The organism is Microvirga arsenatis, assembly GCF_009910705.1.
Taxonomy (GTDB): Bacteria; Pseudomonadota; Alphaproteobacteria; order Rhizobiales; family Beijerinckiaceae; genus Microvirga; species Microvirga arsenatis.
This window is the reverse complement of record NZ_JAAAXJ010000022.1, coordinates 1-11,819: the sequence shown is the minus strand read 5'-3', so window position 1 is coordinate 11,819 and position 11,819 is coordinate 1. Positions and strand designations below refer to the sequence as shown.

Sequence of the window (11,819 nt, the reverse complement as noted above, 5' to 3'; positions counted from 1 at the left end):
GACCATGTCACTCTGGTCCCGTCATAAAATCTTCGAGACCAACTCGATCATCCTCATCATCGGCGTGCTGATCGTCATTTCCATCGGCGGCCTCGTGGAGATCGTGCCCCTCTTCTACCTGAAGAGCACCATCGAGAAGGTGGAAGGCATCAGGCCCTACACTCCCCTCGAGCTGGCCGGCCGCAACATCTATGTGCGGGAAGGCTGCTACAACTGCCACAGCCAGATGGTCCGCCCGCTCCGTGACGAGGTGGAGCGTTACGGTCACTACTCCCTGGCCGCCGAGAGCATCTACGACCGGCCGTTCCAGTGGGGCTCCAAGCGCACCGGCCCGGACCTCGCCCGTCTCGGAAACAAGTATTCCGACGACTGGCACCGGGACCACCTGAAGGATCCCCGCGCCGTGGTGCCAGGCTCGATCATGCCGAGCTATCCCTGGCTCGAGCAGACCGAGCTCGACGCGAAGGCCATCGCACAGGACCTGAAGGTCCAGGCCACCCTAGGCGTTCCCTACACCGAGGAGATGGTCAGGAAGGCGGAGAGCGACATCCGCACCCAGGCCAACGCAGACGATCCGAACACGGCCGATCTCGCCAGCCGCTACCCGAACGCTCAGTCGCGCAACTTCGACGGAAACCCGCAGAAGGTCACGGAGGCCGACGCCCTGATTGCCTATCTGCAGATGCTCGGCACGCAGGTGGACTTCAAGCTCTACGACAACAAGGCCAACGTGCGCTGAGGACAGACGATCATGCCAGCCGCATACAAGTTCTTCGCTGAATTCGCCCAAACCTGGGGGCTCATCTACTTCGTCGCCGTTTTCGCGATCGTGCTGATCTACGCCCTCGCTCCCTCTCGGAAGGACCGCTTCGATGCGGCCTCCCGCATGCCTCTCCAGGAGGACTGAACCATGGCCCATGAGACTCACGAACAGGTCGATGCCGTCACCGGCGTCACCACCACTGGGCACACCTGGGACGATATTCAGGAGCTCAACAATCCGCTGCCGCGCTGGTGGCTTTGGACCTTCTACCTGACCATCGTCTGGGCGGTCCTCTACGCCATCGCCTATCCTGCCATCCCTCTGGTGTCCTCCTACACCAAGGGCTTTCTCGGATGGCACTCGCGCGAGGCGGTGGTGGCTGATCTCAACGCCCTCAAGCAGCAGCGTTCGGGCATGACGGCAAAGCTCGCCGCCAGCTCGCTCGACGAGATCAAGCAGAGCCCCGAGCTGTTCGCCTTCGCGCGGGCTCAGGGCAAGGCCGCCTTCGGCGACAACTGCGCTCCCTGCCATGGGGCCGGCGGCGCGGGCGCCAAGGGCTACCCGAACCTGAACGACGACGACTGGCTGTGGGGCGGCTCCCTCGCGCAGGTCGAACAGACGATCCGGTTCGGGGCCCGCTCGACCAGCGACCAGGGCCATTCCGGCACCATGCCGGCCTTCGGTCGCGACGGTATGCTCAAGCGCGAGGAACTCTCGCACGTGGCAGACTACGTGCTCTCCCTCTCGGGCCTGCCGATCGGCAAGTCGGCCGACCTGAAGGCCGGCGCCAAGGTTTATGCCGACAACTGCGCGGCCTGCCACGGCGACAAGGGCCAGGGCATGCAGGAACTCGGCGCCCCGAACCTGACGGACAAGATCTGGCTGTTCGGCTCCGACAAGGCGACGATCATGGAAGGTCTCCACAATGGCCGCGGCGGCGTGATGCCGGCCTGGCACGGCCGTTTGGACGACACGACCATCAAGGCCCTGACGCTGTATGTCCATTCCCTGGGCGGCGACCAGCGGCCCTGAGAAAAATCCGGGTTCTGACCCGTCAGGCGGCCGGAGGGCAACCTCCGGCCGCGGCTTGATTTGAATCAAGGTGTCTTGGCCAGCCCCGTCGTATTCCATCGCTACCCTATCAAAGCGGTTTGCAACGGATTCGATGGCTGACACCCCCCTTTCCCATCCACTTGGAGCAGCCAGCGCGGCCCCTGCCGACGAGGCTCCGCTCTATGTTCCTCGCAAGCAGATCTACCCTCAGGCGGTGAAGGGCCGCTTCCGCACGATCAAATGGATCCTGCTCGCCGTCACTCTCGGCATCTACTACTTCCTGCCCTTCATCCGCTGGGACCGTGGTCCCAACGCGCCGGACCAAGCCATCCTGGTCGACTTGGCGAACGGCCGCTTCTACTTCTTCTTCATCGAGATCTGGCCGCAGGAGGTCTATTACATCACCGGTCTCCTGGTTCTCGCGTCGCTGGCGCTATTCCTCATGAATGCGGTCGCCGGGCGCATCTGGTGCGGCTATCTCTGCCCGCAGACCGTCTGGACGGACCTGTTCTACGCGGTGGAGCGCTGGATCGAGGGCGACCGCCGCGAGCGGATGCGCAACGACCGGCAGAAGCTCACCCTCCAGACGGCCGCCCGAAAGAGCCTTAAGCACTTCGTCTGGCTGATGATCGCCTGGTGGACCGGCGGCGCCTGGGTGCTCTATTTCGCCGACGCGCCGACCTTGGTCTACGAGCTGGCGACGCTCCAGGCGCCTCTCCTAGCCTATACCTGGATCGGCATTCTCACCTTCACGACCTACACGCTTGCCGGATGGATGCGCGAGCAGGTCTGCACCTATATGTGCCCGTGGCCCCGGATTCAGGCCGCGCTCACGGACGAATATGCCCTGAACGTCACCTACCGTTACGACCGGGGCGAGCCGCGCGGCTCTATGAAGAAGAACGAGGCTCTGAAGCTGCAGGGGTTGCCGGCCGGTGACTGCATCGACTGCAATCAATGCGTCAATGTCTGCCCCACCGGCGTCGACATCCGCAAGGGCCTGCAGCTCGACTGCATTCAGTGCGGCCTGTGCATCGATGCCTGCAACTCGGTGATGACGAAGATCGGCCGCCCGGAAGGACTCATCGCCTACGACACCGACATGAACGTCAAGGCGCGGATGGAAGGCCGTCCGGAGGTGCGCCGCATCGTGCGCCCCCGCACCCTGTTCTACGCCGGCATCATCGCCGTGGTCGGCTCGATCATGGTCACGTCGCTCGCCCTGCGGCAGAACATCTATCTGAGCGTGATGCACGACCGTAATCCGCTCTTCGTCCGCCTTTCCGACGGCTCGATCCGCAACGGGTTCACGATCCGCGTCGCGAACAAGCATCTCGACGAGCGCCGCTATGTCCTGACGGTGGAAGGCCTGGCCGACGCCAAGATCGACATCGTCGGCGGTGAGCTCGATCAGCAGGGTCGCGCCATCGTGACCGTCGGCCCGGACCAGACCCTGGAGGCCCGCGTGCTCGTCACCGACACGTCATACCCGACCTCGGCCTCCACCGATCTCCACTTCGTCCTGACCGATCTCTCCAATGGAGACAAGGCCAGCACGAGCGACCATTTCAAGGCTCCTGAAAGGTAGTCCCATGTCCACCAACGCCGCCGCAGGCCGGGCTCCCAGGCCGATCACCGGGCGCACCGTCCTGATCTGCTTCATCGCCTTCTTCGGCATCGTCTTCGCCATGAACTTCTACATGGTTCGGGTTGCCCTCTCGAGCTTCAGCGGCGTCGAGACGGAGAGCGCCTACAAGGCCGGTCTGTCCTTCAAGAACGACGTGGCCGCAGCCCAGGCGCAGGACGCCCGTCACTGGTCCGTCGAAGCCTCCCTGCAGCGCGGAGACATGCCTGGCCTGATCGTCACCGCGCGGGATGCCCAAGGCCAGGCGCTGGCGGGCCTCACCCCGGAGCTGCGCCTCGCCCACCCGACCGACAAGCGCCGCGATGTCATTCTGCAGGTGGTCGAGCTGACCCCTGGTCAGTTCAAGTGCCTTACCCCCATGCCGGAAGGCCAGTGGGACCTCGTCATCGACCTGAAGCGCGAGACGGAAACCGTCTTCCGCTCCAAGAGCCGCATCTCGCTCTAAGGGATCCGGTGCCATGCCCGAAACCCTCGACCTTTCCATCTACGTCAAGCGCCAGGACGACGGCACGGCCCATCTCGACCTTGCCGTCGAGGGGATCGACTGTGCCGCCTGCATCGACGAGATCGAGGGCGGGCTGTGCCGATTGCCGGGCGTCGTGGACGCGCGGCTGAACTACACCCATCACCGTCTCGCCGTCGAATGGCGGGAGAGAGATCTGTCCCCTGCGGCCGTGGTCGAGGAGTTGCAGCGGCTCGGATACCGGGCGCATCCCTTCCAGTCCCGGCTGGTCGAGGAGGAGGAGACCCGCCGCGCCAAGTGGCTCCTGAAGTGCCTGGCCGTGGCGGGCTTCGCCTCCATGAACATCATGCTCCTGGCGGTCTCCGTGTGGTCCGGCAACGTAACCGACATCACCCCGGAGACCCGGGACTTCTTCCATTGGCTTGCCGCTCTCATCGCGTTGCCGGCCGTGGCCTATGCCGGGCAGCCCTTCTTCCAGAGCGCGATGGGCGCCCTGCGCAACCGTCGCACCAACATGGACGTGCCGATTGTCATCGGCATCCTGCTCGCGCTCGGCATGTCGGTGGTCGAGACCGTCAATTCCGCGGAGCACACCTATTTCGACTCGGTGGTCATGCTGCTCTTCTTCCTGCTCTGCGGCCGCTATCTCGACCAGGCCATGCGGCGCAAGACCCGCTCCGTCGCGAGCAACCTCGCCTCGTTCCGGGCCGAGGTCGCGCACAGGATTGAGGAGAGCGGCGAGGTCGTCCTGCTGCCGACGGCGGCCCTGAAGGCCGGCGACCGCGTGCTCGTCCGCCCCGGCGAGCGCATCGCGGTCGACGGCGCTGTCCTCTCCGGCTCCTCCGAGGTCGACGAGAGTCTCGTGACAGGCGAGACGGCCCATCGCGCCGTGAAGGACGGGGACCAGGTCTATGCCGGCAGCATGAACTACAACGGAACCCTGACCGTGCACGTGACTGCCGCGGGCAAGGGCACCCTGCTGGACGAGGTCGAGCGGCTTCTGGAGAACGCAGCAGCAGCCAAGTCGCGCTATGTGCAGTTCGCAGACCGCGTCGCGAAGGTTTATGCCCCGATCGTTCACACGGCGGCGGCTCTGACCGCCATCGCCTGGATCGCCTCCGGCTCCACCGTTCACGATGCCCTGATCACCGCGATCTCGGTTCTCATCATCACGTGCCCCTGCGCGCTGGCGCTCGCCGTGCCGGTGGTGCAGGTGGTCGCCTCCGGCGCCCTTTTCCGCTCCGGCGTGTTCCTGAATGCAGGAGACGCCTTCGAGCGGCTGGCCAAGGTGGACACCATCGTCTTCGACAAGACCGGCACCCTGACCCTGCCGACGATGAGCGTGGTCAATGCAGGCAGCGTGGCCCCCGATCTCCTCAAGGCGGCGAGCCGCCTTGCCCTGTCGAGCCATCACCCGCTGGCCGCAGCGGTGGCGCAGCTGGCAGGCAGTCGCCGTCCCTTCGAGGGCGTGACCGAGGAGCCCGGCCAAGGGGTGTGCGCCGTGGTGGACGGCGTGGAAATGCGCCTCGGCAGCCCGGCCTTCTGCCGCTCGGAGGAGCTGGCCCGTGAGATGGCTGCGATGGATCCTACGGCTTCCGTGATCGCCTTCTCTTGGGGCGAGGAGCGTGCCGTGCTGATGGTGCGCCAGGCCCTCCGACCCGATGCGGTCGCCGTCCTGTCGGCCCTGCGCGGGCGCGGCTTCGACTGCCGCATCCTCTCCGGAGACAGACCCGAGGCCGTAGCGCCCATCGCCGCCACGCTCGGCGTCGAGATGTGGCGGGGCGGCTGCAGGCCGGCCGACAAGATCGAGGCGCTCGAAGCTCTGAAGGCTGAAGGCCGCAAGGTGCTGATGGTCGGCGACGGCCTCAACGATGCCCCTGCCCTGGCTGCCGCCCATGTGTCCCTGTCCCCGATCAGCGCCGCCGATCTGACCCAAGCGCAGGCCGATGCGGTCTTCCTCGGTGACCGGCTGCAGCCGGTGCAGGACACGATCGAGATCTCCCGCCGCGCCCACCACCTGATGCGGCAGAACCTGGGCATCGCGCTGGTCTACAACCTGATCGCGGTTCCCCTCGCCTTCTTCGGCCATGTCACTCCGCTCGTTGCCGCGCTCGCCATGTCGGGTTCGTCGACCCTCGTGACCCTCAATGCCCTTCGGGCGCGCGGCCGTGCGCCTGCCCCGGCAGGCGAGCCCGCCTCCGCGCAAATCGATCTGGTAGCTCAAGGAGCCTGATCCCATGGAAGTTCTGGTCTATCTCGTCCCCATTGCCCTGCTCCTGGGCCTCACCGGCCTCGCCGCCTTCATGTGGTCGCTGAAGAATGGGCAATACGACGACGTGCAGGGCGCAGCGGTGCGCGTCCTGTCGGATGACGATCTTCGCAAATGACCTCTCTGGCGGCGATGCCCCGGGCGGGGCAGTTGGAATGCATCTGCGAGCCTGGAGCCCTGGGCGATACAGCTCCAGATCGACGAGGAACGGCTTTCCTTGCGGCCGGTTTCGCCTTCTCCGTTCTCGCCCAGGTGCTCACCTTAAGCATCCTGCCCCTGGCAGGCTTGGCCCTGGCCCCCAGCCAGGGAATGGCCACCCTGCCCTATGCCGCCTTCTATGTGGGTGCAGCCTTAGCCAGCCTTCCCGCATCCCTGCTCCTCGACGCATTCGGCCGCCGTGCGGCCTTCTCCCTCGGCGCCAGCCTCGGCGCCGCCGGCGGCCTGGTTCTCGTCTGGGCTCTGGTATCCCTGCACTTCAGCGCCCTCGTCCTGGGCGCTTTCTGGCTCGGGATCGCCGGGGGCTTCAGCCTGTTCTACCGCCATGCCGCCGTGCCGGTGGGCAGCCGGGGAGCAAGCACACTTCTGGTCGTCTTCGGGGCCGCCACCCTGGCCGGCCTGCTCGCCCCCACCATTGCCAGTCTGGCCGAAGCTGCAGCGGTGCCGCGGACCTTCGCCGGCACGGCGGCTGCAGCGGCCCTGGCACACGTGGCCTCCCTCGCCGCAACCGCAGCCCTGCCGTACCAGAGGCGCCGGATTCAGGAGGTCGAGCCCAGCCGCCTGCAGGGCTGGCGCTCGATCCTTCTGCCCACCCTCGTCGGCTCCCTCGGCTGGTTCGTGATGACAGCCCTCATGGGCGCAACTCCCATCGCCGTGATCGGCTGCGCTCCATCTCAAGCCGTTGTGGGTGCGGTGGCATGGCATGTCATCGCCATGTACACCCCATCCCTGGCCCTGGCCCTTGCTCCCCGAGCGGCGAGGCCTATCCCCCTGTCGGCAGCCGGCGGCGCCCTGCTGGCCGTGGGAGCCATGATCTTTGGGCTGGCCGGCACCCTTGCAGGGCTCTCCATCGCTGCCGTTCTCGTCGGGATGGGTTGGTCCCTCGTGATGCTCGGCACCACGCTCTGGGTTCACGACAGGGGTCCTGCGCCACGCACCCTCCTCGGCCTCCACGATGCGACCCTGCTCATCGGGGCGGTTCTGGGCGCCTTTACAGCCCACGCTTTCGCCTAGCTCACCAGCCTGGGGCGAGCCCTGGATCCTCTTGCGACGACATCAGGAAAACTCCTTAGGTATCAGACCTGAATGTTAGCTCCGCCTGATCGGCAGTACCCATGAACCATCGTCACTTCTTCAGGAACACGAGGGTTCGATGCAGTCCGCGCTCCTCACCAAAGCCAATTCTTCGGCCCTTCCTCTCTTCACGTTGGAAGCCCCGCAGTTCCGCAAGTCCACGGATGCTCCTGCGGTCGGCGCCGTCCACTCTTACGCCAAGGATGGGGAAATCTTCGCCGAGGGCGACCGGGCAGCTTTCGTCTACAAGGTTCTCTCCGGGGTCGTGCGCACGTCGAAGCTCCTGAGCGACGGGCGCCGCCAGATCGATGCCTTCCACCTGGCAGGCGACATCTTCGGCATCGAGGCCGGTGAGGAATACCGCTTCTGCGCCGAGGCTGTCGGCGACTGCGTGGTCATCGCTTATCGGCGCAGCAATCTCGGCGCTCTCATGGGCAGCGACTCCCAACTGGCCCAGGAGATGACCATGGGCATGATGCGCTCCCTGGTGCGTGCCCAGAACCATATGCTGTTGCTCGGCCGCAAGTCGGCCCTGGAGAAGATCGCGACCTTCCTTCTCGACATGGCCGAGCGGACGAGCGGGGGCGATGCCCTCGACCTGCCCATGTCCCGCTCCGACATCGCGGACCATCTGGGCCTCACCATCGAGACCGTTTCCCGGTCCTTCACCCAGTTGGAACGCCAGGGCATGATCGAGCTTCCCTCCGCACGCCATGTGGTGCTGAGCAACCGGGCCGCCCTCGAGCATCTGAATGCTTGATGAGCCTGAGCGGAGCCCCCTACGGCTTCGTTCTGAGAAGAGAAAGCTGCTGGAACCTGCGAGACAACACCCGCAGGTTCCAGCAGCTTTTTGCTACCCCCTATGAATGAACGCAACAACAGCCGCCGGACAGGCGGATTGGTCACACTCTTCGATGCCGGATGCGAGAAATCCTTACGCGAGGGCCGCCTGGATGCTGTCCAGCAGTTCGCTGTCATGGAGAGGCTTCTCGAGAACGCTCCGAAAGCCCGAGCGGGCGGCGCGGCCGTGCAGGTCCTCGTTGACCTGGGACGCGATGAGGATCGCAGGGCTGTCGATCTGTCGCTGCCGGAGCTTCCTAACCAGCTCGATTCCGGTCATGCCGGGCATGTTGTAGTCGATGACATAGCATCCGCCGCGAGGCAGGTCGGGGACGGCCAGAAGCTCGGCGCCGTCCTTGAACAGGCGCACGCTCAGGCCCTCAAGCTCCAGGGCGAACTTCAAGGAGTTTCGAACCGCATCATCGTCATCCACGACGATAACCGGTCCCGCGAGTTGCGACATCTTGAGAGCCTGCATGATCCTCAACGGCGGTGGGCGTCCGTGCACCCAGCTGATGCCGCGCATTATGCACAGGGCAGGCCAGCGCCCTACTCCGGAATAGTCCTTAAGGACTCAGCTGGCGTCGATCAGCAGAGCCATGCGAACCAGCTCCGACAGGCTCTTGGCCTGCATCTTGGCCATGACGTTGGCCCGGTAGATCTCCACCGTCCGCGGGCTGATCCCCAGATCATAGGCAATGACCTTGTTGGCCTTGCCGGCGACGAGGCCGTCGAGAACCTGACGCTCCCGCTCGGAGAGAGCCTCGAAGCGGGCCTGGATCTGGGCGATTTGCGCTCCCTGATGGCTGTTTCTCTCATGGCGAGAGAGAGCATCGCGCACCGTTGCGATGAAAGCCTCGTCCCCAAAAGGCTTCTCGAGGAAGTCGACAGCTCCCTCCTTCATGGCCTCGACCGCCATGGGCACATCGGCATGTCCGGTGATCACGATCACCGGCAGCGTGACGCCGCGGGCCTTGAGGCGGCGGATCAACTCGATACCGTCGATCCCCGGCATCCGCACGTCCGTGACGATGCAGCCAGCCTCCCCCTTCATCTCCTCGTCGAGGAAGGCAGAGGCGGATTCATGCAGGCGGACCGGGATCCCCTCAGATGCCAGAAGAAAGGCTAGTGACTTGCGCACTGCAACGTCATCATCCACCACGTGCACGGCAGCATCACTCGGCATTCGCCATCTCCTCTCCTCTGATCGACCTTAGCGTGAAATGAAAGGTGGTTCCCTCGCCCTGCTTCGAGTCCGCCCAGATCTTGCCGCCGTGGGCCTCGACGATGGTCCGGCAGATCGACAGCCCAACGCCCATCCCGTGTTTCTTGGTCGTCACGAAGGGCTGGAAGAGCTGAGCGGCAACCTCGGGAGCCAGACCCGGCCCCGTATCTTCGACGGACAGCTCCACATGAGCGTCGTCGACGAGGCGCGTGGCCACCTTGAGCTCCCGGCGCGAGGTCTCCTGCATGGCCTCAATTGCGTTGCGGATGAGATTGAGCAGCACCTGCTGGATCTGAATCCGGTCCGCAAGAACGTATGGGGCATTCGGGTCGAACTGGAAGGTCACCCGGATCCCCTGCTCCTTCGCGCCGACCAGGGAAAGCGCGCTTGCCTCCTCGATCAGCTTGGGCAGGTTCTCGATGTGCCGCTCGCTTTCCCCACGCGCCACGAACTCGCGCAGATGGCGGATCACCTGACCCGCCCGCAGGGCCTGCTCGCCGGCCTCGTTCACCGCATCCCGCAGCATGGAAGCCGTGTCGCCCTCCATCCGCTCCAGGATTCGGCGGCATCCCTTAAGATAGTTGGTGATCGCCGTCAGGGGCTGGTTGATCTCGTGAGCCAGCGTCGAGGCCATTTCGCCGAGGGCCGTGAAGCGCGACATGTGCACGAGCTCCGACTGGAGCTCCTGCAGGCGGGTCTCCGTCTGTTGGCGTTCGGTCAGGTCGCGGATGAAGCCGGTGAAGTACCGGATGCCGCCCGAGCGCATTTCGCCGACGGCCAGCTCCATCGGGAATGTGGAGCCGTCCTTGCGCTGGCCGACCACCACGCGCCCGATCCCGATGATGCGCCGCTCCCCCGTGTTCTGATAGCGCGCCATGTAGCTGTCATGCTGCTCGCGGTAGGGCGCCGGCATGAGGATCTTCACGTTCTCCCCGATGATCTCCTCGGGCTGGTAGCCGAAGAGCCGAACGGCGGTCGCGCTGAAGGACTGGATCCTGGCCTGCTCGTCGATGACCACCATCGCATCCGGGACCGTCTCCAGGATGGAGCGGAGGTGAGCCTCCCGCGTCCTCAAGGCCTCCTCGGCTGTGATCCATTCCGTGATGTCGCGCGTGATCATGGCAAAACCGTTCTGGCCGGCCGCGCTGTCGGCGATGGGGCTGATCGTGACCCGGGCCATGAAGGTTGAACCATCCTTGCGGGCGCGTGGGCTCTGAGTCTCGTACAGGCCCTTTCTGCGGACGGTATCCAGGTCGTGCTGCAGCCTTTCCTCCGCGTCGGAACTCAGGGAATAGAGAATGGCGGCCGACCGTCCGAGCACTTCATCCCGAGTCCACCCATGGATCTGCTCGGCTCCTCGGCTCCAGCTCGCGATCCGGCCGTTGGAGTCGAGCACAAGGAGAGCCGTATCGGCCACCGCATCCAGGAGGATTTCGGCGGTTCGATGCTGCAGCTGCCGCGGATCGGTTGCGGAAACGGCTTGTGTCAATGAAGTTTCACTCCAGGATGCAGCGAAGAAAGCCTTGGCCCTATGCCAGCAAGCGGTCCGATGCTCTTTATGTAGTTCTCCATGGCCCGGATTTCATCTTTTGACCAGTCGTGGCATGGCGGGGAGCCCATAGGCTTCGCTTCGTTCAGGAAGCAAAGACGGCATCTTGTAAGTCTCGCGAACGTCATTATATCCCTCTTAGGGTTCGCTCCGGACACTGGGTGAGGCGATTCATTCCATGATCCTCGTCCGATGCAGCTCCCTCTTGCAACTTGCGGCGAACTGTTTATATCGGCGCGATCTTCGGGCTGTTTGGGCCTGAGGGTTTTTCCAACACGGCGGGATCGTTTGGCCTGGGGTGCAAACTCCGGCTGGATCTTGCGTGTTGGTGTCCGGCCGGAGGCTTTCTCCGGCTATGCTATGAGCATCGGGGGTTCGAAGGTTTGTCGAACATACCTCCTGCTCCTCTGGAGTTTTGCCTGGTATTGGCTTGCGGGGTTTTGGCCTTGCGGCGGGTTTGGCGCGGAAGCGGCATCGTTTCTGCGGACGGGATGACTGTGTCTGTACTTGTGCCGGCAGGGCATTGTCTCGAAAAGAACTTCAGAATTCTTTTCGAGGGCCGTTGACAGCAGCCCGGGCCTCGCCTAAATAGGCTTCATCGGCGGCGCGGTTCTTTGTTGAGCTTGTGCTGTGGGGAGCTTCGGGCTCTGGCTGGTCCGCTCGGGACGGCCGGGGTGTTTGAGGTTCTTTTCCGTCCCTGCTGGGATGGGTTTTGCTCTTTG

Annotated in this window: 12 protein-coding genes; 9 read left to right on the top strand and 3 right to left on the bottom strand. The window is 64.6% G+C overall.

The window, feature by feature from the left end; all coding sequences use genetic code 11:
• Positions 1 to 4: 4 nt before the first annotated feature.
• From ccoO to GR303_RS21630, 9 genes are all read left to right on the top strand, one after another.
• Positions 5 to 739: a cytochrome-c oxidase, cbb3-type subunit II gene (gene ccoO, locus GR303_RS21670; RefSeq protein ID WP_161726147.1), complete on the top strand. Its 735-nt coding sequence runs from the start codon at positions 5 to 7 to the stop codon at positions 737 to 739.
• Between the two features lie 12 nt (positions 740 to 751).
• Positions 752 to 907, top strand: a complete 156-nt coding sequence (locus GR303_RS21665) for a cbb3-type cytochrome c oxidase subunit 3 (RefSeq protein ID WP_161726148.1) — start codon at positions 752 to 754, stop codon at positions 905 to 907.
• Between the two features lie 3 nt (positions 908 to 910).
• Positions 911 to 1,795: a cytochrome-c oxidase, cbb3-type subunit III gene (ccoP, locus tag GR303_RS21660; protein WP_161726149.1), complete on the top strand. Its 885-nt coding sequence runs from the start codon at positions 911 to 913 to the stop codon at positions 1,793 to 1,795.
• Between the two features lie 133 nt (positions 1,796 to 1,928).
• Positions 1,929 to 3,404, top strand: a complete 1,476-nt coding sequence (gene ccoG / locus GR303_RS21655) for a cytochrome c oxidase accessory protein CcoG (RefSeq protein WP_161726150.1) — start codon at positions 1,929 to 1,931, stop codon at positions 3,402 to 3,404.
• Positions 3,405 to 3,408: 4 nt separating this feature from the next.
• A complete protein-coding gene (locus tag GR303_RS21650; RefSeq protein ID WP_161726151.1) occupies positions 3,409 to 3,906 on the top strand; it encodes a FixH family protein in 498 nt (165 codons plus the stop codon).
• 13 nt (positions 3,907 to 3,919) lie between these two features.
• Positions 3,920 to 6,157 carry a heavy metal translocating P-type ATPase gene (locus tag GR303_RS21645; protein WP_161726152.1) on the top strand — a complete coding sequence of 746 codons (2,238 nt, stop codon included), beginning with the start codon at positions 3,920 to 3,922 and terminating at the stop codon, positions 6,155 to 6,157.
• A gap of 4 nt (positions 6,158 to 6,161) precedes the next feature.
• Positions 6,162 to 6,311 carry a cbb3-type cytochrome oxidase assembly protein CcoS gene (gene ccoS / locus GR303_RS21640; RefSeq protein ID WP_161726153.1) on the top strand — a complete coding sequence of 50 codons (150 nt, stop codon included), beginning with the start codon at positions 6,162 to 6,164 and terminating at the stop codon, positions 6,309 to 6,311.
• Positions 6,308 to 7,423, top strand: coding sequence for a hypothetical protein (locus tag GR303_RS21635; protein ID WP_161726154.1), 1,116 nt, complete (start codon positions 6,308 to 6,310; stop codon positions 7,421 to 7,423). Before ccoS ends, GR303_RS21635 begins: the two co-directional genes overlap by 4 nt.
• Before the next feature lie 139 nt (positions 7,424 to 7,562).
• Positions 7,563 to 8,243, top strand: a complete 681-nt coding sequence (locus GR303_RS21630) for a helix-turn-helix domain-containing protein (protein WP_161726155.1) — start codon at positions 7,563 to 7,565, stop codon at positions 8,241 to 8,243.
• A gap of 174 nt (positions 8,244 to 8,417) precedes the next feature.
• Here the strand turns inward: GR303_RS21630 and GR303_RS21625 are convergent, their stop codons facing one another.
• The 3 genes from GR303_RS21625 to GR303_RS21615 all read right to left on the bottom strand — a co-directional run bounded on the left by GR303_RS21625 (position 8,418) and on the right by GR303_RS21615 (position 11,037).
• A complete protein-coding gene (locus GR303_RS21625) occupies positions 8,418 to 8,801 on the bottom strand; it encodes a response regulator transcription factor (protein ID WP_246205812.1) in 384 nt (127 codons plus the stop codon).
• A gap of 96 nt (positions 8,802 to 8,897) precedes the next feature.
• Positions 8,898 to 9,509, bottom strand: coding sequence for a response regulator FixJ (fixJ, locus tag GR303_RS21620; RefSeq protein WP_161726156.1), 612 nt, complete (start codon positions 9,507 to 9,509; stop codon positions 8,898 to 8,900).
• Complete coding sequence (locus GR303_RS21615; RefSeq protein WP_161726157.1) at positions 9,499 to 11,037, bottom strand: PAS domain-containing sensor histidine kinase; 1,539 nt, start codon at positions 11,035 to 11,037, stop codon at positions 9,499 to 9,501. The genes fixJ and GR303_RS21615 overlap by 11 nt, the downstream gene beginning before the upstream one ends.
• Positions 11,038 to 11,819: the final 782 nt, after the last annotated feature.